The organism is Dechloromonas denitrificans (assembly GCF_020510685.1).
GTDB classification, from domain to species: domain Bacteria; phylum Pseudomonadota; class Gammaproteobacteria; order Burkholderiales; family Rhodocyclaceae; genus Azonexus; species Azonexus denitrificans_A.
Genome location: NZ_CP075185.1, coordinates 1,049,143 through 1,072,642 on the forward strand (window position 1 = coordinate 1,049,143; position 23,500 = coordinate 1,072,642).

23 protein-coding genes are annotated in these 23,500 nt (G+C 63.9%); 15 read left to right on the top strand and 8 right to left on the bottom strand.

Translation table 11 applies throughout. The annotated features are described in order from the left end of the window. The first annotated feature begins 3 nt into the window (after nt 1–3). The 6 genes from KI611_RS05125 (at nt 4) to KI611_RS05150 (ending at nt 3,277) form a co-directional block, all read left to right on the top strand. Entirely contained in the window at nt 4–1,254 is a 1,251-nt protein-coding gene (locus KI611_RS05125; protein ID WP_226418749.1) for an aminotransferase class V-fold PLP-dependent enzyme, read from the top strand. After that, entirely contained in the window at nt 1,251–1,700 is a 450-nt protein-coding gene (gene sufU / locus KI611_RS05130) for a Fe-S cluster assembly sulfur transfer protein SufU (RefSeq protein ID WP_226418750.1), read from the top strand. Before KI611_RS05125 ends, sufU begins: the two co-directional genes overlap by 4 nt. 4 nt (nt 1,701–1,704) lie before the next feature. After that, on the top strand, nt 1,705–2,025 hold the full coding sequence (locus tag KI611_RS05135) for a DUF59 domain-containing protein (protein WP_226418751.1): 321 nt from the start codon (nt 1,705–1,707) through the stop codon (nt 2,023–2,025). Nucleotides 2,026–2,040: 15 nt separating this feature from the next. Further along, nucleotides 2,041–2,361 (top strand): non-heme iron oxygenase ferredoxin subunit, encoded by a 321-nt coding sequence (locus KI611_RS05140; RefSeq protein WP_226418752.1) that lies wholly within the window; start codon nt 2,041–2,043, stop codon nt 2,359–2,361. 198 nt (nt 2,362–2,559) lie between these two features. Then, nucleotides 2,560–3,018, top strand: a complete 459-nt coding sequence (locus KI611_RS05145; protein WP_226418753.1) for a CHRD domain-containing protein — start codon at nt 2,560–2,562, stop codon at nt 3,016–3,018. A gap of 52 nt (nt 3,019–3,070) precedes the next feature. Beyond that, nucleotides 3,071–3,277 carry a hypothetical protein gene (locus KI611_RS05150; RefSeq protein ID WP_226418754.1) on the top strand — a complete coding sequence of 69 codons (207 nt, stop codon included), beginning with the start codon at nt 3,071–3,073 and terminating at the stop codon, nt 3,275–3,277. On the opposite strand, the gene KI611_RS05155 is transcribed toward KI611_RS05150, so the two are convergent. Both KI611_RS05155 and KI611_RS05160 read right to left on the bottom strand, forming a co-directional pair. Further along, nucleotides 3,270–5,720, bottom strand: coding sequence for an EAL domain-containing protein (locus tag KI611_RS05155; protein ID WP_226418755.1), 2,451 nt, complete (start codon nt 5,718–5,720; stop codon nt 3,270–3,272). The two genes, KI611_RS05150 and KI611_RS05155, sit on opposite strands and share 8 nt — an antisense overlap. Further along, complete coding sequence (locus tag KI611_RS05160) at nt 5,717–7,138, bottom strand: sensor histidine kinase (RefSeq protein ID WP_226418756.1); 1,422 nt, start codon at nt 7,136–7,138, stop codon at nt 5,717–5,719. Before KI611_RS05160 ends, KI611_RS05155 begins: the two co-directional genes overlap by 4 nt. 234 nt (nt 7,139–7,372) lie before the next feature. Here KI611_RS05160 and KI611_RS05165 point away from each other — a divergent pair, with 234 nt between their 5' ends. Continuing rightward, on the top strand, nt 7,373–7,717 hold the full coding sequence (locus KI611_RS05165; RefSeq protein WP_226418757.1) for a hypothetical protein: 345 nt from the start codon (nt 7,373–7,375) through the stop codon (nt 7,715–7,717). Nucleotides 7,718–7,721: 4 nt separating this feature from the next. Continuing rightward, nucleotides 7,722–8,234, top strand: coding sequence for a hypothetical protein (locus KI611_RS05170; protein WP_226418758.1), 513 nt, complete (start codon nt 7,722–7,724; stop codon nt 8,232–8,234). 19 nt (nt 8,235–8,253) lie between these two features. Here KI611_RS05170 and KI611_RS05175 read toward each other — a convergent pair whose 3' ends face one another. The 4 genes from KI611_RS05175 to ovoA form a co-directional block, all read right to left on the bottom strand. Then, a complete protein-coding gene (locus KI611_RS05175) occupies nt 8,254–8,646 on the bottom strand; it encodes a hemerythrin domain-containing protein (protein WP_226418759.1) in 393 nt (130 codons plus the stop codon). Further along, nucleotides 8,643–9,743, bottom strand: coding sequence for a hypothetical protein (locus KI611_RS05180; protein ID WP_226418760.1), 1,101 nt, complete (start codon nt 9,741–9,743; stop codon nt 8,643–8,645). The genes KI611_RS05175 and KI611_RS05180 overlap by 4 nt, the downstream gene beginning before the upstream one ends. Before the next feature lie 4 nt (nt 9,744–9,747). Next, nucleotides 9,748–10,068 (bottom strand): metal-sulfur cluster assembly factor, encoded by a 321-nt coding sequence (locus KI611_RS05185; protein WP_226418761.1) that lies wholly within the window; start codon nt 10,066–10,068, stop codon nt 9,748–9,750. 71 nt (nt 10,069–10,139) lie between these two features. Then, nucleotides 10,140–12,251, bottom strand: a complete 2,112-nt coding sequence (gene ovoA / locus KI611_RS05190; RefSeq protein ID WP_226418762.1) for a 5-histidylcysteine sulfoxide synthase — start codon at nt 12,249–12,251, stop codon at nt 10,140–10,142. A 217-nt stretch (nt 12,252–12,468) separates the two neighbouring features. Here ovoA and KI611_RS05195 point away from each other — a divergent pair, with 217 nt between their 5' ends. The 5 genes from KI611_RS05195 to ampD all read left to right on the top strand — a co-directional run bounded on the left by KI611_RS05195 (nt 12,469) and on the right by ampD (nt 16,778). Further along, entirely contained in the window at nt 12,469–12,954 is a 486-nt protein-coding gene (locus tag KI611_RS05195) for a hypothetical protein (RefSeq protein ID WP_226418763.1), read from the top strand. A gap of 107 nt (nt 12,955–13,061) precedes the next feature. Next, complete coding sequence (locus tag KI611_RS05200) at nt 13,062–13,295, top strand: PP0621 family protein (protein ID WP_226418764.1); 234 nt, start codon at nt 13,062–13,064, stop codon at nt 13,293–13,295. Next, nucleotides 13,295–14,905 (top strand): sensor histidine kinase, encoded by a 1,611-nt coding sequence (locus KI611_RS05205; protein WP_226418765.1) that lies wholly within the window; start codon nt 13,295–13,297, stop codon nt 14,903–14,905. Before KI611_RS05200 ends, KI611_RS05205 begins: the two co-directional genes overlap by 1 nt. Further along, nucleotides 14,863–16,215 (top strand): sigma-54-dependent transcriptional regulator, encoded by a 1,353-nt coding sequence (locus tag KI611_RS05210; RefSeq protein WP_226418766.1) that lies wholly within the window; start codon nt 14,863–14,865, stop codon nt 16,213–16,215. The genes KI611_RS05205 and KI611_RS05210 overlap by 43 nt, the downstream gene beginning before the upstream one ends. After that, nucleotides 16,215–16,778 carry a 1,6-anhydro-N-acetylmuramyl-L-alanine amidase AmpD gene (ampD, locus tag KI611_RS05215; protein WP_226418767.1) on the top strand — a complete coding sequence of 188 codons (564 nt, stop codon included), beginning with the start codon at nt 16,215–16,217 and terminating at the stop codon, nt 16,776–16,778. Before KI611_RS05210 ends, ampD begins: the two co-directional genes overlap by 1 nt. On the opposite strand, the gene KI611_RS05220 is transcribed toward ampD, so the two are convergent. Further along, a complete protein-coding gene (locus tag KI611_RS05220) occupies nt 16,755–17,915 on the bottom strand; it encodes a pyridoxal phosphate-dependent aminotransferase (protein ID WP_226418768.1) in 1,161 nt (386 codons plus the stop codon). The two genes, ampD and KI611_RS05220, sit on opposite strands and share 24 nt — an antisense overlap. Nucleotides 17,916–17,979: 64 nt before the next feature. Continuing rightward, nucleotides 17,980–19,824, bottom strand: a complete 1,845-nt coding sequence (locus tag KI611_RS05225) for a phosphoenolpyruvate carboxykinase (GTP) (protein WP_226418769.1) — start codon at nt 19,822–19,824, stop codon at nt 17,980–17,982. 243 nt (nt 19,825–20,067) lie between these two features. On the opposite strand from KI611_RS05225, the gene KI611_RS05230 reads away from it, so the two are divergent. Both KI611_RS05230 and pbpG read left to right on the top strand, forming a co-directional pair. Next, the gene (locus tag KI611_RS05230) at nt 20,068–22,347 is read left to right on the top strand and encodes an NADP-dependent malic enzyme (protein WP_226418770.1); all 2,280 of its coding nucleotides are present in this window, start codon (nt 20,068–20,070) and stop codon (nt 22,345–22,347) included. A gap of 102 nt (nt 22,348–22,449) precedes the next feature. Continuing rightward, nucleotides 22,450–23,493, top strand: a complete 1,044-nt coding sequence (gene pbpG, locus KI611_RS05235) for a D-alanyl-D-alanine endopeptidase (protein WP_226418771.1) — start codon at nt 22,450–22,452, stop codon at nt 23,491–23,493. Nucleotides 23,494–23,500 lie beyond the last annotated feature (7 nt).

The window sequence follows — 23,500 nt, forward strand, 5'->3', positions numbered from 1 at the left end:
GCCATGCCGGCCGCCGTGAGCGAACTGCAAGCCGTAGCGCAACTCGATGTGGCCCGGTTGCGTCAGGATTTTCCGATCCTTGAGCGGTGGGTCGACGGGCATCCGCTGGTCTACCTCGACAATGCCGCCACCACCCAGAAACCGTGGTCGGTGATCGAGGCCGAGCGCCACTACTACGCGCATTACAACGCCAATATCCACCGTGGTGTGCACCGTCTGAGCCAGGAAGCGACCGAGGCCTACGAAGGGGCGCGCGACAAGGTGCGGGCTTTCATCCAGGCGCCAGCCCGCGAGGAAATCGTCTTCACCCGCGGCACCACCGAGTCGATCAACCTGGTGGCGAACAGCTATGGCAACGGCTTGCGGGCCGGCGACGAAATCCTCGTCAGCGAAATGGAGCATCACTCCAACATCGTGCCGTGGCAACTGCTCTGCCAGCGCATCGGCGCCGTGCTGCGGGTGGCGCCGATCGACGAGGCCGGCCAGCTCGATCTGGAACAGTTCGAAAAGCTGCTCAATCCGCGCACCCGGCTGCTGGCGATCACCCATATGTCGAATGCGCTGGGCACCATCAACCCGGTCAAGCAACTGGTCGCCATGGCCCACCGCGTCGGCGCCGTGGTGCTGGTCGATGGGGCGCAGGCGGTCGCTCACCTGCCGGTCGATGTGAACGATCTCGGCTGCGACTTCTATGCTTTCTCCGGGCACAAGCTCTACGGCCCGACCGGCACCGGCGTGCTCTATGGCCGGGCCGCCCTGCTCGACGCCATGCCGCCCTGGCAGGGCGGTGGCGACATGATCCGCCAGGTCAGTTTCGCCGGTTCGAGCTGGAACGACCTGCCTTACAAATTCGAGGCCGGCACCCCGAATATCGCCGGCGGCATCGCCCTCGGCGTCGCCATCGACTATCTGCAGGCCGCCGATCGGCCGGCCATCGCGGCGCATGAGGCCGATTTGCTGGACTATGCGACCGGGCAGGCGCAGCGTTGCGACGGCCTGCGGCTGATCGGCACGGCCGGCGACAAGGGGGCGATTCTTTCCTTCACGCTGGCCGGCATCCATCCGCACGATATCGGCACCATCCTCGACGCCCAGGGCGTCGCCGTGCGGACCGGCCATCATTGCGCCATGCCGGTGATGGAACGCTACCGGGTGCCGGCCACCGTGCGGGCCTCCTTTGCCCTCTACAACACGCGGAGCGAGGTCGATGCGCTGTTTGGCGGCCTGCGCAAGGTACGGGAGATGTTCGCATGATCGCCGACCTGCACGATCTGTATCAGGAAGTGATCGTCGACCACGGCCGGCGGCCGCGCAATTTCGGTTCGTTGCCCGAGGCCAGCCACCGGGCCGAAGGCTTCAATCCGCTGTGCGGCGACCACCTCAACCTACAGCTCAAGGTGGTCGACGGCATCATCCAGGACGTCCGTTTCGACGGTGTCGGCTGCGCCATTTCGACCGCCTCCGCCTCGCTGATGAGCGAGGCCCTGAAAGGCTGCAGCGTCGCCGAGGCCGAAACCCTGTTCGACAGTTTTCACGCCATGCTCACCGGCGACCAGCCGGAAAGTCCCCCCGATCTCGGCAAACTGGCCGTGCTGGCCGGCGTGCGGAAGTTTCCGGCCCGTGTCAAATGCGCCACGCTGGCCTGGCATACGTTGCTCGCCGCGCTGCATCAGGCGCAGCAGCCGGTGACGACGGAGTAGATCGATGGCCGCGTCGACCAGCGAACTGGAACAAGCGGTCATCGCCCGCTTGCGGACCATTTTCGATCCGGAAATCCCGGTCAATATCTACGACCTCGGCCTGATCTACGAACTGACCATGGCGCCCGACAGCGGCGCCGTGCATATCCGGATGCCCCTGACGGCGCCCGGCTGTCCGGTCGCCCAGACTTTTCCGGCGTTGGTCGCGGAGGCGGTCGGCGAGGTGCCCGGCGTTGAGGACGTGCAGGTCGAGCTGGTCTGGCAGCCGCGCTGGGACAAGACGATGATGAGCGAGGCCGCCCGGCTGGAGCTTGGGTTGTTGTGAGCGAGGAGACGGAAAGTGGATGAGTGGACCGATGTCGCCGCGGCGGCGGATTTTCTCCCGGGCAGTTTTCGCCGGCTCGACCTGAATGGCGTCGCGGTCGCGGTATTCAATATCGACGGCCATTATTATGCGATCGAGGACGTCTGCAGCCACGAGGCCGAAACCCTCTCCGGCGGCCCGCTGAACGGTCTGGAAATAAGCTGCCCGCGCCACGCCGCGCGCTTTTCGCTGCGCACCGGCGAAGCGCTGTCGCTGCCGGCCTGCGAACCGATCACCATCTTTCCGGTGCGCCTCGATCAGGGTCGGGTGCAGATTCGTGACCATCGCTTCGACTGAGCCGCCGTGCATCGCGCGCTTGTGTTCGATAGCGTACGGACCGGGCCCGGTCAACGTAGTAGCTTCCAGCATGGACGCACGAGTGGCCCATGGTTCCGGTCAGGGTTTCCTCCACCCGTCGCTGCTGAATCCATCGGTCCTCGTGCGTTCAATCCCCTTCACTCAGCATTTTCCCCGCGTTAACTGGAAAGGCCAGTCATGAAGCTTGTTCGCATCTCCCGTCCCGCCGTAGCGGGCCTGCTCGTCGCCGTCAGCCTGGGGCTGGCCGCTTTTTCAGCGATTGCCACGGCCCAGGAGCTGAAATTCAAACTCTCCGGCGCGGCGGAAGTGCCTCCGGTAGCGACCACGGCATCCGGTAACGGCGCCATCACGGTGGGCAAGGACATGACCGTCAGTGGTACGCTGATGACTTCCGGGATCAAGGCAAGCATGGCGCACATTCATCACGGCAAGGTCGGGACCAACGGTCCGGTGATCGTTACGCTGACGAGCAGCAGCGACGACGTTTGGCGGGTGCCGGACGGCAGCAAGCTGAACGAAGCCGAGTACCGGGCTTATCTGGCCGGCGAGCTGTACGTCAATGTGCACAGCGAAAAATACAAGGGCGGCGAGCTGCGCGGGCAATTGCTGCCGGGCAAGCCGAGCAATGGCAAATAGGCCGCCGACGCGCCGGCGCTGACCGGTGCATCGCTAGACCCATGGAGAATCGATGAGTTTTCCGGTAGTCATCCAGCGAATCGCCGATGCCCCCTGGGTTTTCGTCACCGTGGTGGTCGGCCTCGTGCTGCTGAATCTGGCCGCCGCCATTCGCCTGCGCCACGACCGCAAGCTGAAAAGCCGCGCTCATGTCGATCGCCGCCGCCAGCCGCGGGGCGAGGCGGATCGCCGGTGGAGCGCCAAGCGACTGGTCAAATGACAGTCGGGCTGGGCGGGGCGGCGCCGAGCAGCGGGAGCAGATCCTCACGGGCGACCGGCCGGCTGAACAGAAAGCCCTGACCGCCGTTGCACCCCATTTCCTTCAGAATCGCCGCCTGCGCCGGGTATTCGATGCCTTCGGCAATGATCTCCATGCGCAACGAGCCGGCCAGCGCGATGATCGCTTCGACGAAGGCGATGCCCTCGCTGTTGTCCGGCAGCTGAAGGATGAACGAGCGGTCGATCTTGATCCGGTCGATCGGCAGGTCGCGCAGCACGCTGAGCGAGGAATAGCCGGTCCCGAAATCGTCGATGCTGACGGTGATGCCGAAACTGTGCAGCTTGCCGAGGATTTCGACGCTGCGTTCGAGGACCTGCAAGGTGCTTTCGGTGATCTCCAGTTCCAGTGCGCTGGCCGGAAAACCGGTCCGCGCCAGCGTGTCGAGGACGGCGTCGATGAAGTCGTCACGCATGAACTCGCGCGCCGAGACATTGACCGCCAGACGCAGCTGCTGGCCGTCGTCGGCGGATAGTCCGGCCATTTCGCTGCAGGCCCGTTCGAGCACCCAGTGCCCGAGGCTGTCGATGACGCCGCTTTCCTCGGCCACCGGGATGAAGCGGATCGGGGGAATCATCCCCAGTTCCGGGTGCATCCAGCGGACCAGTGCCTCGACCCCGAAGGTCCGCCCGTCGGCCAGCGTGATCTGCGGCTGGTAATAGACGACCAGTTGATCTTCCTCGATGGCTCGCCGCAAGCCCTGCTCGAGTGTCATCCGTTCGGCGCTGCGGTCGGCCATTTCCTGTGAGTAGAAGCGATAGCGGTTGCGCCCGGCCTCCTTGGCCGAATACATGGCGATATCGGCCGCGCGCATCAGCAGGTGGCGATCGCTGCCGTTGTCGGGATAGACAGCGATGCCGATGCTGCCGGACACGGTAATGCTGTCGCCGGCCAGGTTGACTGGCGCGCGCACCGTATTGAGGACCTTCTGGGCCAGTTCGGCGGCATAGGCGGCGCTGCTGTCGCCGGCCAGGATGACGAATTCGTCGCCGCCCAGCCGGGCGATCGTATCGGTGCTGCGCAGCGCGGCGCGCAGGCGGCTGGCCATGATGCGCAGCAGTTCGTCGCCGACGCTGTGGCCGAGGGTGTCGTTCACCACCTTGAAACTGTCGAGATCGAGGAACAGCACCAGGCAGTGCTGCCTGTCGCGGTGCGCCAGTTCGATCGCATGATCGAGGCGGTCGTCGAAGAGCAGGCGGTTGGGCAGGCCGGTCAGCGGGTCGTGGTGGGCCAGGTGATGGAATTTTTCTTCGGCGACATGCATGCCGCTGACGTCGGAGAAGGCCATCACGAAATTGCTCAGCCGCCCCTTGGTGTCGCGGACCACGCTCAAACTCTGCCAGGCCGGAAAGATCGCGCCACCGAGGCGCTGGCAATTGACCTCGCCTTGCCAGTAGCCTTCCTCGCTGGCCGCGATTTCGGCGAAAAAGCTCGCGCTGTCCACGGCGTCGCGTTGCGTGCGGAGCAGCACGTCGATATCGAAGCCGACGGCATCGGCCTCGCGGTAGCCGGTAATCCGCGTAAAAGCCGCATTGATCGCCCCGACGCGGCGCTCGGTATCGACGATCACGATGCCCTCGGCCGAGGTATGGAACACGACGCTGGACTGGCGAAGCCGTTCGTCGGTCAGGTGGCGTTCGGTGACGTCCTGCAGGACGCCGACGATGCGCCGGTCGACGTTGGCGCCGGGGTAGGCCTTGACGTTGGCTTCGAGGAAATGCGGTCGGCCGTTGGGCACCGTGCAGAACTCGATGCATACCGGCAAGCCGCTGGCCAGCGCCGTATCGAGGCTGGCCGCGACGCGGGCCCGGTCATCGTCGCTGACGCGGCTGAGGAAAGACGCCCAGGATTCGTCTAGCGGCATCTGGCGGTCGCCAAACAGGGCGCCGAGGTGGCCGTCGCCATGCAGGCGGCCGGAGAGCGGCAGCCATTCGATCACGCCGAGCGAGGCAGCATCCATCGCCAGTTTCAGGCGCAGCTCGCTACTCTCGACGGCGATCTCGACTTCCCGCCGGGCCAGCGCCATCTGGATCGAGGCGTGCAATTCGCGAATGTCCCAAGGTTTGACCAGATAGCCGAAGGGCCGGCTGGCCAGGGCGCGGTGCAGGGTATCGTCCTCGGCGAAGGCGGTCAGGTAGATGATCGGGGTCTGGTGCTCCTCCTGAATCTTGATTGCCGCCTGCACGCCGTCCATGGCGCCTTCCAGGTGGATATCCATCAACACCAGGTCGGGGGCGATTTGGCCGATGCACTGCACGGCCTGCTCGCCGCTGCCGACCATCGCACCGACCCGGTAGCCGAGTGCCTGCAACTGGTTCTTCAGATCGAAGGCGACGACGCGTTCGTCTTCGACCAGCATCAGGTTGATTTGTTTGTCTGTATTCATGATGCTCTCCGCCCGGTGGGGTTGCTCGGGAAGCGCAACGAAAAGCGCGGTCCCTGGTGGTCATGCACGGTAAAACTGCCGCCGAGCTGATCGGCGAGCAGGGGAACGAGTTGCAGACCCAGCGATTTCAGGTTCGTCAGGTCGAAGCTTGCCGGCAGACCGACGCCGTTGTCGGCGACGACCAGTTCGAGCTCGTCGCCCACGGCGAGCAGTTCGATGCGGACTTCGCCGGAGCGCCCGGCGGGGAAAGCGTGTTTGAAGGCGTTGGTCACCAGTTCGTTGATGATCAGCCCGCACGGAATCGCCCGCTCGAAATCGAGGAACAGCGGGGTTTCCGGCAGTATCCGGCGCAGCGTGATACGTGCCCCGTCCTCGCGGTAGCTACCGATCAGCAACTGGGCCAGGCGCTCCAGGTATTCGCCGAGATCGATCCGCGAGTAGTCCTTGCGCTCGTAGAGCAGTTGATGGGTCAGGGCCATCGCCCGGACGCGGCTCTGGCTCTCGGCCAGGATGGCGCGCAGGCGGGGATCGCTGGCATGGGTCGCCTGCAGGTTGAGCAGGCTGGAAATGACCTGGAGGTTGTTCTTCACCCGGTGATGCACCTCGTTGAGCAACACCGTTTTTTCCTGCAGCGCATTTTCCAGTTTCTGCTGGGCCCGCTGGCGTTCGGTGATGTCGACGATGGAGGCGAGCACCATCGCCCCTTCCTCGGTTTCGATCGGGTTGAGGCCGATTTCAACCGGAAACTCGGTGCCGTCGGCGCGGCGGGCGAAGAGGTCGCGGCCGGCGCCCATCGGGCGGGCCTTGGGGACCTCGAGAAAGGAGCCGCGGAAGTGCACATGTTCGCCGCGCAGCCGTTCCGGCACCAGCATCTCGACCAGTTCGCCGATCAAGGCGCTGCGCGGGTAGCCGAAAAGCTGCTCGGTCTGGGCGTTGACCAGAACCATGCGGCCGCTGCGCTCGATCATCACCATCGCGCTGGGGGCGTATTCGACGACCCGGCGAAAGCGCTCTTCGAGCCGCTTGCGCTCGGTGATGTCGACAATCGCCGCGAGGACCATCGGGCCGTTGTCGGAATCGATCGGGGTCAGGCCGATTTCGACCGGGAATTCGCTGCCGTCGCGACGCCGCGCATAAAGATCGCGGCCGCTGCCCATCGGCCGCGGATGCGGTGCGGCGTAAAAGTCGCTGCGATAGGCCGGATGATGTCCGGCAAAGCGTTCCGGCACCAGCTTTTCGATCGGTTCACCGAGCAGCTCGTCGCGTGCATAGCCGAAAATCCGTTCCGCCTGGGCGTTGCTCAGGACGATGTTGCCCTTGGCATTGACCATGACGATCGCCGTCGGCGCCCATTCGACTACCCGGCGAAACGGGTCTTCTCCGACCGGGGATATGCCTGCCAGCAATTTTTCGTTCATGACCTGCCTTTTGGAAGTCAGCCATGGTGGCTCCATGGCGCAGCGCAAGGCGCCCGAATAGCACGCACACCTTTTGGATGGATGAATCGGCCAGGTGGTTCCCGGAATCGCTCAGCGACTTGCGGGCTTTGAGCCGCAGCGACCGTCAGCGGCGTTGATGGGCCGTGACGTTTGCGCTAGTCTCAGCGCCAATCAACGGCCTGTCCGGCCCAGCCAGGAGGGTAACGCCAGACCATGTACGAATCCCGACGCGAAGCGCCCATCTCGCCAGGCAACTTCCTGCTCCGGCTAATCGGTCACCTTGCCGTGGCCTTTGGCCTGTTGGCGACATCGCTGGCCGTCGGCATGCTGGGCTACGTGCTGTTCGAGAACCTCTCGTGGATCGACGCCTTCCTGAATGCCGCCATGCTGCTGGGCGGCATGGGGCCGGTCGATCCGCCGCAGACCTCGGCCGGCAAGCTCTTCGCCGGGCTCTATGCGCTGTACGCCGGCTTGGCCTTCATCGTTACCGCCGCGCTGCTATTCACGCCGATACTGCATCGGCTGATGCACCATTTTCATTGGGACGAGAAGGTCTAGCCCGATGAAAACCGGCGATCGCTGGATCGTCTTCTTCGCTGCAGCGCTCTTCGTGGCGTCGCAGCTGAATATCGTGCTCATGCTGGCGCCGCTTGAACCGAGCGTTTTCGCCCTGCAACTGGCATTCACCGCTGTGTCGTTCTGGTCGATTGTCGATGCCTGGGGCGCCGCCGGGCTTGCCCTTTATCGCGCGCACTTCGTCTTCGATAGCCTCCATCCCTTCATTTACGGGGCTTTCGGCTATCTGCTGGTGGCCAGGTCGTCGCTGTTTGCCGGCCAGTCCCCGGCAATCTATCGCGCCGCCCTGCTGATGCTGCCGCTTGCCGGCTTTTTCGACCTCTGCGAAAACGCCGCGCATATTCATCTGCTGGCGCAGGCCCCTGGCAGCGGCGCGCCACTCATCGCGCTGTCGGCCAGTTGTGCGCTGCTGAAATGGGCCTTGGCATTGTTGTTTGCCCTGGTCGTGCTCGGCCAATTGGCCCGTCGCGCATGGGCCGGGAAAACTGTCCGGCGTTAGCCGGGGGCAGCCTTCAGTCTCAGGCGGGTGGGGCGCTGGCCGGCAACACCCGCTCGGCCACCATGAACAGTTCCCGTTCTTCAAACCGAACGTGGGCCCGCAGCTGCTCGGCAAAGGCTGGCAGGCTGGCAAGATCGCCAGCGGCGATCCGGTCGACCAACTGACGCAGTTGGCGATGCTCGGCCAAGGTCCGGTTGACCAGCGTTGCCTCGCCGGCCAGCAGCAGTTGCGGCAACAGGCTGTTTTCTTCTTCCTGGAAATGCGCTTCCAGTTCTTCGCGAAAGATCGTTGGTACCTTGAACTGCAGGGCAGCCAGGGCGGCTGCATCGCCGCCGCGCTCGATACGCAGGGCGAGACTGAGGGCCGTGTGGTGTTCGCGGGAGAGCTTGATCAGGGCCGCTGAGCGTTTCATGGCGTTGCCTTTCGCTGAGAGGCGGCGCCCCGCGCCACGCTGACCAGCAGGGTGAGGACGAACAGCGCCAGACTGAGCGCATTGAGCAGCGCGCCGTTCTGGCGCCACGGCGCGAAGTCGCCGAGATTGCCGATGATGCGGGCGAGCAGCGAGAGGTGCAGGGCGGCCAGCGGCAGGTAGAAGAACGGGTGGTAAGGAATCTTGACCCGCATCACCGCCGGAAAAATGATCGGCGCATGGCCGATGACCATCGAGAAGACGAAACCGAGAAAGATCGCGTGCAAGGCGCTGTCCCGCCACGGATGGCCGGGTTCGAAGGCACCGGTCGTGCCGAGCAGGGCGCCGAAGGCCAGCCAGCCATAGCCGGCGAGCAGGCAGCTGGCGACGAAGCGGGTCAGGCCGGCCTGTTTCACGGTGCGCCGGGCGATGTCGTAATGCAGCAGCCAGGCGGCCAGCAGCAGCAAGCCAACGGCCAGCAACCGGCCGCCCGGCCCGGCGGCGAACGGGAGCATGGCAGCCGCGCCGCAGATGAGCAGCAGGATGGCGATGAACAGCCGGCGCCCGACCGGCTTGGCGGGCATGAAGCGGGTCAGTTCCAGGCGTTCGCCGGCGATGGTCAGAACCAGGAAACTCATCCAGTACAACACCGCCGAGCCGATCTCCTGCGTAAACAGCCAGCGCAGGTTGCCGGCCAGCCAGGCGAGGGCGCCGAGCAGCAGCGTGACGGTGAACAGCGCCGGCATTTGCCGATAGACGGTCAGGCTGGCCGCGACAAAGCAGCAGCCGGCCAGCGAGAACAGCGCGGGGGCGAGCCACCACGGGCCCTGCGCCAGAAAAGCGATGCCGCCGAGCGCGGCGCCGAGCGGCGCCAGATAAGGCCACAGGCGGTGCAGGGCGACCGCCCGTTCGAGACAGATCACGGTGCCGAAAAAGCCGGCGATCATCAGTGCGCCATGACCACCGGCCCGCACCTGGGCGAACAGCGGGACGTCGACGGCCAGTCGGGCCAGGCCGCCGAGCACGCCGATCACCAGGCTGGCCATGCCCATCAGCAGCAGCGGCAGGCGCCAGGCCGGCGGAAGCTCGCGGAACGTCATGTCGTTACCAGCCGAGGTTCTCGCGCGCCTTGTCGCTCATCATCGTCGGGTCCCAGGGCGGATTCCACACCAGATCGATGCTCACCGCGCAGGTTTCCGGCAAGGCAGCGTGCAAGGCCGCCTCGGCATCGGCGATCACCAGGTCGCTGAGCGGGCAGGCCGGCGAGGTCATGGTCAGGTCTACCTTGACCGCCGCCGGACTGACCGCGACGTTGTAGACCAGCCCGAGATCGACGATGTTGACGCCCACCTCGGGGTCGACGACGACCCGCAGCACGTCGCGCAGTTGATCGGGGGTCGGGAGGGGATTGGGGGCTGCGTTCATGTCGGCCTTAAGGTGTAAAGTTTATGCCGGTTCAAATTAGCACCCGCCCGACTTTTAAGCAATTGCCCCCATCAAATCCGCTGCCAGATCGTCACTTCGGACAGCGTGTGCTGGAATTTCCGTTTCGTTTCGCGGATCACGAAGGGTACCGAACGCGGCCCGTCGACCAGCCGGAAATGACCGCCCAGCATGGTTTTCAGGCCGTCCAGCGTGGTCACGTTTTCGCCGTCCCGCTTGAAACCGCCGACCCATTCTTCGCGTTTGGTATGTTCCGCCAGCCAGGTGTAGGGCGAGGCGAGCAACAGCAGGCCGCCGGGATTGAGGCGCTCATGCACGGTTTTCAGGAAGGCCGCCGGGCTGTACAGGCGGTCGATCAGGTTGGCCGCCAGAATCAGGTCGTAGCCGGCGAACACCGGCTTCAGGTTGCAGGCGTCGCCCTGGAAGAACTCGACCTTGGCCGCCACATCGGCCAGGCCTAGGGCGCCCAGTGCGCACTCCTTGTAGGCGACCAACTCGCCTTCCTCGACCAGCGTGTAGCGCAGGCGGCCCTGTTCCTGGAGCTGGGTGCCGACGCCGATGAAGCGGGCCGAGAAGTCGATGCCGGTGACCTGGTCGAAATGCCGGGCCAGCTCGAACGTGGCGCGGCCGGTGGCACAGCCGAGATCGAGCGCCTTGCCGGCCGGCTTGCCGGCCATCGCCTCGATGGCCAGCCGGGCGAGGGCGCGCGGGAAGTTGGGTACGGCGAAATATTCCTCGCCGTAGTGGAATTCGATGTATTCCGAGATCAGCCGGTCGGTTTCGTAATGCGAGGCCGGCTGGCTGGCCGGCGCGTCGGCCACGACGTAGCGGAAACCGGCGTGCTGGAAGAAATGGCGGCGGAAGGCGTAGCGCGATTGCGGCACGGCGGCATTGCCGCAGGAAATCCACGAGCCGCCCTTGAGCAGGTTGTGACGGTCGTCGAAAGTCGGCGTCGTGAAGTCGTCGTAGATCGGATGGACGGCAAAGCCATCGTACGGATAGGTCGGCGTTTCCAGCCATTGCCAGACATTGCCGATGACGTCGAACAGCGGGCCATGGGCAAACTGGCCGACCGGACAGGCCGAGGCGTAATGATCCAGTTCGATGTTGGCGGCGGCCGGGGGGGCGAGCGGCAGGTCGCCGATGCCGGCAAAATGCCGCATGGCCTGCCATTCATCTTCGCTCGGCAGGCGTACCGGCTGGCCGGTGCGGCGGGCCTGCCAGTTACAGAAGGCCTTGGCCTCGTGGTAATTGGTTTCCACCGGCCAGTCCCAGGGCATCGCCACTTCTTCCAGCATCAGCCGGAGGCGCCACTGGCTGCCATCCTTGACCCAGAAAGTCGGCTGGCTGGCCCGGGCGAATTTTTTCCAGGCCAGCCCTTCGGCCGGCCACAGCGAGTCGTCGGCATAGCCGCCGGCGTCGACGAAGGCGAGAAATTCCTGATTGGAAACCAGATGACGGCTGGCCTGGAAGGCGGCGGTGGACGCCTCATGGCGGCCGAATTCGTTATCCCAGCCGTAGATTTCCGGCGTGCTCCGCTCACGACCGACCTGGAAGCTGGCGGCCGGGATGTCGACCAGCCCGTTCTGCGGCGCCGCCGCGCTGCTCCGGCAAGGCTCCCAGGCCGGATGCGGCTGGACATAGCACAACCGATGCTGGCGGATCAGCACCGACGAGGTTTCCAGATGGATGCGTTCGTGCTCGATCCCCATCACGATGATCCACCACGGGTGATCCCAGGTGATCGGCAGGCTCAGCGGCGCCGTCCGGATCAACTGGCCGACCGCGGCCCGCACCTGTTGCCGGTAGGCGCGAACGGCGTCGACGGTCGGCCAGTCGTAGCGCACCTCGTTGAGGTCGTCCCAGCTCATTTCATCGACGCCGATGGCGAACATCGATTCGAACTTCGGATCGATGCGCTGCGCCAGCAGGCCGGCCAGCACCAGCTTGTTGATGAAGAAGGTGGCGGTATGGCCGAAATAGAAAATCAGCGGGTGACGCAGCGCAATCGGCTTGACGTAGTAGGCCTCGGCGCCGTTCAGCACCTCGAACAGCTGTTCGTAGCGATCGAAGGTGGCGTGAAAGTAGTCGAGGATCTGCCGGCGCGTTTGCTCGGCATCGTGGCCCGCCAACAAGGGCGTTCTGGGGAAAGCGGTCTGCTTCATGCTGGTTCCGGATCGAGAGTTGTTTTCGAGGGGCGAGTCCGATTTTAAGTTCAAAACCGGCTGGGCGTCGGATGATGATTGCCGTGCCGGCGATCGGGTGAGCCGCCGGCGCAGGTAATAGTTGATCGGTCCGGCGAAAAGCCGCAACATGCTGCCCCTTCTGCCGATCATCAGGCCAGCGTCTGCGGCATCACCCCGACCGGAACGGAGTCCAGCCATGACAGACAACACAATGAACGAGGCCGACTCGGTCTTCGAGCCGCTGCTCTGGCGCAACAAGGGGTGGACGGCGCGGGTCATCAAGAATGAAGACGACGAAGGCTGGGCCGTGGCGATGATCAAGGACGGCGAATCCGAGCCGGCGCTGGTAGGCCCGTGGACGATGGGGCGCGACAAGAAGAATCCCAAGCCGCTCGATGCCACGGCTTTCGGTACGCTGGTCAAGACGGCTTCGGAAGTGCTGCGCCGCCATGAGCACCATCTGCATGCCATGCTGCACCAGAAAATCTCGGTGGCGACGCCATCCGGCCGCCTCACCATCAGCCTCGACATCGTTCCCGATGAAGACGATCCGCACGCCGTGCTCGGCGCCTCGGGGGCCGATGGCGAATTGCTCGCCGAGGTGCGTGTCGGGCCGCAGTTCAAGCTTGGCATGGCCAGCGCCACCGCCTGGATCGACGACGAGTTCCGCCAGCCCGACTGACCGGCCGGGCCCGACTCAGCGATCGAACCGCCGCACCTCCAGGGCGTGCCGGCGATTTCCTGTTCGGCTGGCGAAGACGTAAGATTGACCTTATTTTTAGGCGCCCGATGATGAAATACCTGCTGTTGTTTGCCTTGCTCGCGGTGGTCTGGTGGAGCTGGAAGAAGCGCAGTGCGATACCACCGCCGGAGGCCAAGGTCCGGCGCGATCCGGCGCCGGAAAAAATGCTGGTTTGCGCCCATTGTGGGGTCCATATGCCGGAGAGCGATAGCGTCGTCGATGGTCAGGCCGTTTATTGCAGCCCGGCGCATCGCGATGCGGCGCGCGCCGCCCGGTCCTGATGACCGACTGGCTTTCCTCGACCTGGGAGCCCAACTGGCGCTCCTTCCAGTACTTCAATACCTACCGCCTGGTGCTGGCCAGCCTGATCTTTCTGACCATGCTGTTCCCGCACGAATGGACGGCGCGGCTCAATCTGCTGCCGTCGCCCGGCATTTTTGCGCTGACCGGCGGCTACATGCTCGGAGTGATCGGCGGCCTGCTACTGTCGACTTACTGGCAAAAACGCTTCAACTTCCAGTTGTCGTTGCAGGTGCTGTTCGACGTCACCGTGGTCAGCCTGATGATGTATCTCGCCGGCGGGGTCGGCAGCGGCCTCGGCATCCTGCTGCTGGTCTCGCTGGCGGCGGCCAGCCTGGTCGGGCGCGGCCGGCTGGTCCTGTTCTACGCCGCGCAGGCGACGCTGGCGGTGCTGTGCAGCGAGATCTACGGGGTTTTTGCCGCCGATTTCGATTCGGCTTCGGTGGTCCAGGCCGGCTTCCTGTCGGCCGGTTTTTTTGCCACCGCCATCCTCGCCCGGCTGCTCGGCCAGCGGGCGATGGTCAATGAAGATCTGGCGCGGCGGCGTGGCATCGCGCTCGACAACCAGATCCGCATCAGTCAGCGCGTCGTCGAACGGATGCAGGATGGTGTGCTGATCGTTGGCGCCAATGGCCTGGTCGTCCGGCACAATCCGGTGGCCCGGACAATGCTCGGCTTGCCGGAGGCGGGCGCGGCGAGTTTGGCATCCAGTGCGCCGACCCTGGCCGCCGCGCTGGACGCCTGGGGGGCGGGCGCCGGCCATGAGGCGGTGCAGTTTTGCGCGGCGGAAGGAAGCGAGCTGCATGCCCGTTTTGCCCGGACCACCAGTTCCGACGGCGAGGTCCTGGTCTTTCTCGAAGATGTCGGGCGGCTCAAGGAACGCGCCCAGCAGATGAAACTGGCTTCGCTCGGGCGGCTGACCGCCAGCATCGCCCACGAAATCCGCAATCCGCTGTCGGCCATCAGCCATGCCGGTGAATTGCTGCGCGAGGAACGCCGCGGGGAAATGCAGGATCGCCTGTTGCGCATCCTGAACGACAACGTCGTCCGCCTCGACCGCATCGTCAAGGACGTCCTGGAACTCGGCCGGCAACAGCGGGCCCAGCCGGAACTGGTGCATCTCGACGAGTTCTGTGGCGCCTTCGTCGAACACTTTCTGGCGGCCGAAAACCTGCCGGCCGATGCGGTCCGCCTGGAAATGGCCGCCGGCTCGGCCATCTGTTTCGACCGGTCGCACCTGCATCAGGTCTTGTGGAATCTGGTCAGCAACGGCTTTCGCCATTCCAGCCGCGGCCCGGGGGCGGTGCGCATCGCCACGGTCGGTGCAAATGGCGAGGGGCGGGTAGAATTGCATGTCGTGGACGATGGTCCCGGCGTCCCGGAGTCGGTTCGCGAGCAGGTCTTCGAGCCGTTCTTCACGACCCACCACCAGGGCACCGGGCTGGGTTTGTTCATTGCCCGCGAGTTGTGCGTGGCCAACGGGGCCAGCCTGCAACTGGCGCCAGCGCCGAGTGGCGGGCATTTCATTATTGTTGGGAGAAACGACACGTGTCTGTTGCCAGAACCGAACGACGTCCGCGCGGCGAACTGACGCGGATTCTTGTCGTCGATGACGAAGCCGATATCCGCGAACTGATCGACCTGACGCTGGCTCGCATGGGGCTGGCCGCCGAGTGCGTCGGTTCGGTGGCCGAGGCGCGGGCGGCGCTGAGTGCCGGGAGCTTTCAGCTGTGTCTGACCGACATGCGCCTGCCGGACGGCGAGGGGCTGGATATCGTCCGCCACATTGGCGAGCATCATGCCCAGACGCCGGTCGCCGTGATCACCGCCTTCGGCAGCGCCGAAAATGCGGTGGCCGCGCTGAAGGCCGGAGCATTCGACTATCTGGCCAAGCCGGTCGGCCTCGAGCAGTTGCGCGCCCTGGTCAAATCGGCGCTGCGCCTGCCGGATGGCGGGTCGGAGAGCGTCGATCCCTTGCAGTCGCTGATCGGCGATTCGCCGAGCATGCAGCAGGTGCGGGCGATGATCGAGAAGCTGGCGCGCAGCCAGGCGCCGATCTACATTTCCGGCGAATCGGGCAGCGGCAAGGAACTGGCGGCCCGCCTGATCCATACGCGCAGCGCGCGCAGCGCCGGGCCGTTCGTCCCGGTGAATTGCGGGGCGATTCCGGAAAACCTGATGGAGAGCGAGTTCTTCGGTTACCGGAAAGGCGCTTTCACCGGCGCCGACAGCGACCGCGAAGGGTTCTTCCAGGCGGCCAATGGCGGCACGCTGTTTCTCGACGAAGTGGCCGATCTGCCGCTCGCCATGCAGGTTAAACTGCTCCGCGCCATCCAGGAAAAGCGCGTCCGCAAGGTCGGCTGCGTCGCCGAGGAGGCCGTCGATGTGCGGATCATCTGCGCGACGCACCGCAATTTGCGCGACTGCGTCGACAAAGGCAGTTTCCGCCAGGATCTGTATTACCGCCTGAATGTCATCGAGTTGCGCATGCCGCCGTTGCGCGAGCGGGTTGAAGACATCGCGCCGCTGGTCGACTCGATCCTCCGCCGCCTCTGTGGCGAGGCGCCTCCGCGTTTGTCGGCCGGAGCCTTGAAGGCGCTCGAGTTGTACTCCTTCCCCGGCAATGTGCGCGAACTGGAAAACATCCTGGAGCGGGCCACCGCGCTCAGTTCGAGCGACGGCATCGAGGGCGAGGATCTCCATCTCGATCCGGAAGAAGCGGCCGGCGAGGCAGTCGGGCGCGGCAGCGAGACGCTCGATGACTACCTGAATCGCCTGGAGCGCCAGGCCATCCTCGAAGCCTTGCAGAAAACCGAGGGCAACCGCACGGCGGCGGCCCGCCTGCTCGGGGTGACGTTCCGCTCGATGCGCTATCGCCTGGAACGGCTGGGCATCGACTGATGAACTGGCAGGCCGATGGCTGGCTGCAGGGGGTGACCTGGCTGGCGTCGCCGAATTTCGGCGAGCGGCCGGCTGGCGCGGTGTCGCTGGTTGTCATTCATAACATCAGCCTGCCGCCGGATGAATTCGGTGGCGACTGGGTCGAGAAATTCTTTCTCAACCAGCTCGATCCGGCCGCCCACCCGTACTTCGCAACGATCGCCGATCTCCAGGTGTCGGCGCATTTCTATGTCCGGCGCGACGGCCGGGTCATCCAGTTTGTCGGCTGCGACCAGCGCGCCTGGCATGCCGGCAATTCGTGCTGGGGAGAGCGCGACAACTGCAACGACTACTCGGTGGGGATCGAGCTGGAAGGTTCTGATACGCAGCCCTTTAGCGGCGCCCAGTATGCCGCCCTGTGGCCCCTGCTCGATGCCGTGCAGGCACGCTACCCGATTGCCGCCGTCGCCGGTCACTGCCACGTGGCGCCCGGGCGGAAGAGCGATCCGGGGCCTTGTTTCGACTGGGCGGCGGTGGCCGCCCGTTATCCGGCGCTGGCTTTACCGGCCGAAGTAGCGGCGTAGGCGCTCGGCCGCTTCGGCCAGCCGATCGACGCCGGTGGTGTAGGCAAAACGGATGTGCTTTTCCGGTTCGTTGCTGCCGAAATCGAGTCCCGGCGTTGCCGCAACCCCGGTCTTTTCGAGCAGATCGCGGGCCAGCGCGAAACTGTCGCCGCTCAGCGCCGAGCAATCGCAATACAGGTAAAAGGCGCCTTCCGGCCGGGCGGTGATCCGGAAGCCGATGCTTTCCAGGGCCGGTGCCAGGAAATCGCGGCGCTTGCGGAACTCACTGCGGCGCGCTTCGAGGATCGCGATGGTGGCCGGCTCGAAGGCCGCCAGCGCGGCGTACTGGGCTGGCGTCGACGGGCAGAGCACGAGGTTCTGGGCGAGTTTCTCGACATCGCGGACATAAGGCTCGGGGATGACCATCCAGCCAAGGCGCCAGCCGGTCATCTGGAAGTACTTCGAGAAACTGTTGATGACCCAGATGTCGTCGCCGGCGGCGCAGGCGGAGGGGGCGTTACATTCGTAAGTCAGACCATGGTAAATCTCGTCGACCAGGAAGTGAGCGTTCTTTTGGCGGCAGACGGCGGCGAGCGCCCGGATTTCATCCAGCGTCAGCAGCGTGCCGGTTGGGTTGGCCGGCGAGGCGACGAGCAGGCCGGCGGTTTGCGCCGTCCAGTGTTGCTGCAGCAACTCGGGCGTCGGCTGGAAATTGGTTTGCGGGCCGACCGGGATGTTCAACGGCCGCCCTTCGTAAGTGCGCAAAATGTGCCGGTTGCACGGGTATCCTGGGTCGGCCAGTAGCCATTCGCTGCCCGGATCGGCCAGACAGGCAAAAGCCAGGTTGAGCGCGCCGGAGGCGCCGTTGGTGACGGCGATGCGCTTGGCCGGCACCGCGACGCCGTAGCGCTGACGATAAAAGCCGGCGATCGCCTCGCGCAGTTCGGGCAGGCCGAGCGCCTCGGTGTACAGCGTCTTGCCGCCTTGAATCGCCGCGATGGCCGCCTTGGCGATCGGTTCCGGCGTCGGGAAGTCGGGCTCGCCGACTTCCATGTGAATGATGTCGCGGCCTTCGGCTTCGAGCTGGCGGGCGCGGGTCAGCAGTTCGACGACATGGAAAGGGGCGATCTCGGCGAGGCGTTGGGCGGGACGATACATAAGGCTCTCCAAATGAAAACGGCCACCCGCAGGTGGCCGTTCGATCATAGCTTAGCGGCGAAGATCAGGCAGCATCCTTGAAGATGCCCATTTCGAACAGCTCGCGCTTCAGCGTGAATTCACGCGGCAGCTTCTCGCCCATCTTGTCGAACCATTCCTTGTGGCCGGCCAGTTCGGCCTTCCAGGCATCGGCGTCGATCTTGGTCAGACCATCGAACTCGGCCTTGGTGATTTCCAGACCGGTCCAGTCGATATCGGAGAATTGCGGCATCCAGCCGAGCACGGTTTCCTTGGCGCTGACGGTACCCTTGCAACGCTGAACGATCCACTTCAGGACGCGCATGTTGTCGCCGAAGCCCGGCCACATGAATTCGCCCTTTTCGTTCATCCGGAACCAGTTCACGCAGAAGATCTTCGGCGCTGCATCGACGGTCTTGCCCATCTTCAGCCAATGGTTGAAGTAGTCGCCCATGTGGTAGCCGCAGAACGGCAGCATGGCGAACGGGTCGCGGCGGACAACGCCCTGCTGGCCGAAGGCGGCAGCGGTGGTTTCGGAACCGAGGGTGGCGGCCATGTAGACGCCGTAGTTCCAGTTGAAAGCTTCGTATACCAGCGGCACGGTGGTGGCGCGACGGCCGCCGAAGATGAAGGCGGAAATCGGCACGCCGGCCGGATCTTCCCAGGCGCTATCAACCGACGGGCACTGAGCAGCCGGCGCGGTGAAGCGGGAATTGGCATGGGCGGCCTTCTTGCCGGCCTTGCCGTCTTCCGGCGTCCAGTCCTTGCCCTGCCAGTCGATCAGGTGATCCGGGGCCTGCTTGGTCAGGCCTTCCCACCAGACGTCGCCGTCGTCGGTCAGCGCGACGTTGGTGAAGATGATGTTTTCCTTCAACGTGGCCAGCGCGTTGAAATTGGTCTTTTCCGAGGTGCCCGGGGCGACGCCGAAGAAGCCGGCTTCCGGGTTGATGGCGTAGAAGCGGGTGACGCCGTCCTTGTCGACACGCGGCTTGATCCAGGCGATGTCGTCGCCGATGGTGGTGATCTTCCAGCCGTCGAGGGTCTTCGGCGGAATCAGCATGGCGAAGTTGGTCTTGCCGCAGGCCGACGGGAAGGCGGCGGCGACGTAGGATTTTTCACCTTCCGGCGATTCGACGCCGAGGATCAGCATGTGTTCGGCCAGCCAGCCTTGTTCGCGCGCCATGTTGGAAGCGATGCGCAGGGCGAAGCACTTCTTGCCGAGCAGGGCATTGCCGCCGTAACCGGAACCGTAGGACCAGATTTCGCGGGTTTCCGGGTAGTGCACGATGTACTTGACGGTCGGGTTGCACGGCCACTTGCTGTCTTTTTGGCCCGGCTCGAGCGGCGCGCCGACGGTGTGGATGCAGGGGACGAATTCGCCGTCGCTGCCGAGCACGTCGAAGACTTTCTTGCCCATCCGGGTCATCGTCCGCATGTTGGTGACGACGTAGGCCGAGTCGGTGATTTCGAAACCGATGTGGGCGATCGGCGAACCGAGCGGACCCATCGAGAACGGGATGACATACATCGTACGGCCTTTCATGCAGCCCTTGAACAGACCGTTCAGGGTTTCGCGCATGACGGCGGGTTCTTCCCAGTTATTGGTCGGGCCGGCGTCTTCTTTTTTGGCGGAGCAAATGTAGGTGCGGTCTTCGACGCGGGCGACGTCGGACGGATCGGAGAAGGCGAGGTAGGAGTTCGGACGCTTCGCTTCGTTCAGTTTGATGAAGGTGCCGGCTTCTACCATTTCGGCACACAAGCGGTCATACTCTTCCTGCGATCCGTCGGCCCAGTGGATGCGGTCCGGCTGGGTCAGGGCGGCGATTTCGGCGACCCATTTTTTCAGGCCTTCATGTTTGACGTAATCTGGTGCATTCAGCGGTGCGGTCATGGGGTGTCTCTCTCCAAGTTACTGAAATAGCTAGGTTTAACGCCAGTCGCCGGGGGCCACCACCAAGACTGATAGCGGCTGAAGGCCGTCGGCTGGGAAGCCCATAATTATGCCTCAACTCAGGGTTTACATCCACTTGACTTTGTGGCGCTACGTGACTACCGGGGGTGAAAGTACCTTCAATGCATGATATGATCTTTCGCGATTCGAAATTGCATTTCACGATATAAAACGGAGGCAGACATGGATTCCCGTCAATTGCGCGAAGCCGCGCTCTATTACCACCGCCAGCCCAAGCCGGGCAAAATTGCGGTTACCCCGATCAAACAACTGACTAATCAGTACGACCTGTCGATGGCTTATTCGCCCGGCGTGGCGTTTGCCTGCGAAGAAATCGTCGCCAATCCGGCCGAAGTCAGCACCTTGACTTCGCGCGCCAATCTGGTCGGCGTCATCACCAACGGCACGGCCGTCCTCGGCCTCGGCGCCATCGGCCCGCTCGCCGCCAAGCCGGTGATGGAAGGCAAGGGCGTGCTGTTCAAGAAGTTCGCCAACATCGACGTTTTCGATCTGGAGATCGACGAGCGCGATCCGGACAAACTGATCGATACCATCGCCTCGCTCGAGCCGACCTTCGGCGGTATCAACCTCGAAGACATCAAGGCGCCGGAATGCTTCTATATTGAGAAGAAGCTGCGCGAGCGGATGAAGATTCCCGTCTTCCATGACGACCAGCACGGCACGGCGATCGTCGTCGGCGCCGCCATCCTCAATGGCCTGCACCTGATCGGCAAGGATTTATCGACCGCCAAGATCGTCACCTCCGGAGCCGGCGCCGCGGCGCTGGCCTGCCTCGACCTGTTGGTCATGCTCGGGGCGCCGGTCAGTAATATCTGGGTCACCGACATCAAGGGTGTCGTCTATGAAGGTCGCGTCGAGGAAATGGACGAGATCAAGGCGCGTTATGCCAAGCAAACCGAGGCCCGGACGCTGTCGGAAGTGATCGAAGGGGCCGACGTCTTCCTTGGTCTGTCCGCCGGCGGTGTGGTCAAGCCGGAAATGGTGGCCAAGATGGCGGCCAACCCGATGATCATGGCGCTCGCCAATCCGACCCCGGAAATCTCCCCGGAACTGGTCAGAAGCGTACGCAGCGACGCCATCATCTGTACCGGCCGCTCGGACTATCCGAACCAGGTCAATAACGTGCTCTGTTTCCCCTTCATTTTCCGCGGCGCCCTCGATGTCGGGGCGACGACGATTACCGAGGAAATGAAGATGGCCGCCGTCAAGGCCATCGCCGAACTGGCCCGCGCCGAGCAATCGGAGGTTGTCGCCTCGGCCTATGGCGAAAAAGTTTCCCCCTTTGGCCCGGAGTATCTGATTCCCCGGCCTTTCGATCCGCGGCTGATCGTCAAGATCGCCCCGGCTGTCGCCAAGGCCGGCATGGATTCCGGTGTCGCGACGCGACCGATCAAGGATTGGGACGCCTACATCCAGGGCCTCAATGAATTCGTCTACCACTCCGGCCTGATCATGAAGCCGCTCTTCTCGCAGGCCAAGCTGGCGCCGAAGCGCATCGTCTTTGCCGAAGGCGAGGACGAGCGCGTGCTGCGGGCCGTCCAGGTCGTGCGCGACGAAGGTATTGCGCAGCCGCTGCTGATCGGCCGGCGCAGCGAAATCACCCGGCGGATCGAAGCGGCCGGGTTGCGCATCCGCGAAGGCGAGGATTTCGAAATCATCCATGGCGACGATTGCGACTTCTTCGATGAGCACTTCGACGAATTCTGGCAGACCTACCATCGCCTGACCGAGCGCAAGGGCGTCTCGCCCGATTACGCCCGTCGTGAAGTGCGTCGCCGGGCGACGCTGTATGGTTCGTTGATGGTCCACCTCGGCTATGCCGACGGCCTGATCTGCGGCACTTTCGGTCGCCACGAAACGCACCGCGAATATGTGCAGAGCGTGATCGGAACGCAGGCCGGACTGGATCGCTATTACGCGATGAACCTGTTGATGTTGCCGGAACGGACAGTGTTTATTGGCGATACCTATGTCAATTACGACCCGACCGCCGAGCAACTGGCCGACATGACGCTGCTCGCCGCCGAGGAAATCCGCAATTTCGGCATCCAGCCGAAGGTGGCCTTGCTCTCGCATTCGACCTTCGGCACCGAAGATACGCCGACCTCGCTGAAGATGCGCGAAGTCCTCGCGCGCCTCAATCAGCGGGCGCCGGAACTCGAAGTCGAAGGCGAAATGCACGGCGATGCGGCCCTTGACGAACAGATCCGCCGCGCCACCTTCCCCAATTCGCGTCTGAAGGGGCAGGCCAATCTGTTGATCATGCCGACGCTGGATGCCGCGAATATTTCGTTCAACCTGCTGAAAGTGGCGGCCGGCGACAATCTGACCATCGGTCCGATCCTGCTGGGCGCGGCCAAACCGGTTCATATTCTGACGCCGACCGCGACGGTGCGGCGGATTGTGAACATGACCGCGTTAACGGTCGTCGATGCCGTATAAATTAGTTCTTTAAGTTATTGTTGTATCTGATTAATTTAATTGATGTTCCCCCCTCTCCTGCGAAACTGGGATACAATTTCCCGGAGTCGCAGGAGATCGTCAATGAAACAGAAAATCAAAGTCGCGTTGCTGGTCAGCGCGCTGTTGAGCGCCGGGCTGGGCGGACCTTCGCAGGCCGTGGCAGCCAAGAAAACTGAACAGCAGACAAGCAAAAAGGCAGTCGGCAAAACTGTCGGCAAGTCATCGCCGAAAAAGACCGCCGCTGCACCGTCCAAGTCTTTGGGCAAATCGACCCAGGTCAAGACATCCGGCAAGTCCTTGCACGTCGGGCCGAACGAGCGGAAGTCGGTGCGCCGCGTCTCGATGGTCGATATCGACCCGGGCCGCCTGGCCCTCTATTCGGCCTCGGCGCTGGTCATCGACCAGAATACCGGTCAGGCCTTGCTGGAAAAGCAGTCGGATGCGGTGTTGCCGATTGCCTCGATTTCCAAGCTGATGACGGCCATGGTGGTGCTCGATGCCAAGCTCGATTTGCATGACCTGATCACCATTGGCAGCGAGGATGTCGACGGCCTCAAAGGCACCCGCTCCCGCTTGCCGGTCGGTACGACGATGACCCGCGAAACGGCGATGCTGCTCGCCCTGATGTCGTCGGAAAACCGTGCGGCGAATGCGCTTGGGCGGCATTACCCCGGCGGATTGCCGGCTTTTGTTCATGCCATGAACAAAAAAGCCCAGTCGCTCGGCATGTACAACTCGCGTTTCGAAGAGCCGACCGGCTTGTCCAGCAACAACGTCTCGACGGCGCATGACCTGGCCCGGATGGTTGCAGCGGCGGCGCGCTACCCGGAAATCCGTGCCGCTTCGACGACGGCTGAAGCCAAGGTGGAATTGAACGGGCGCATTACCGATTTCCACAACACCAATGCGCTGGTGCGCAGCGACAACTGGGAAATCGGTGTCTCAAAAACCGGCTATATCTCGGAAGCCGGGCGCTGCCTGGTAATGCAGGCGAGGGTCGCCGACAAGCCGGTGGTCATCGTGCTGCTCGACTCGGTCGGCAAGATGACCCGCGTCGGCGATGCCAACCGGATCAAGCGCTGGATGGAAAGTGCCAGCCTGAGCCAGGAACGTCGCCCGGCCTGATGGCCTG